This window comes from Halorubellus amylolyticus, from assembly GCF_034808145.1.
Lineage (GTDB): Archaea > Halobacteriota > Halobacteria > Halobacteriales > Natrialbaceae > Halorubellus.
Genome location: NZ_JAXHGM010000049.1, coordinates 1 through 278, shown reverse-complemented (window position 1 = coordinate 278; position 278 = coordinate 1). Strand labels below are relative to the sequence as shown.

The following is a 278-nucleotide window of genomic DNA, read 5'->3' as shown; positions in this document are numbered from 1 at the left end:
TCCATAGCGACGATGGTGTTGGTGACTGAAGTACCAATATTCGCTCCCATGATCATGTAAATACCTTGGCGGACGGAGACAGCGGATCCGACCAAAGACACAACAATCGAGGTAGTTGTTGAAGACGACTGAAGCAATACAGTCGCAAGAATACCAACCATTAGACCAGCGATGGGATTCGTGTCGTCGCCGAACAACTCTCCGGCAGTGCATCCACACATGACCTTTGCACCATTTCCAAGCAGGTCAAGACCCAACAGGAAGAAGTAGAGGAAGAA

At 49.3% G+C, this 278-nt stretch carries 1 protein-coding gene; it reads right to left on the bottom strand.

All coding sequences use genetic code 11. The features are described from left to right. Nucleotides 1-278 (bottom strand): Na/Pi symporter (locus SM754_RS20230; protein ID WP_323677940.1); only part of this gene is annotated, 278 nt, incomplete at both ends.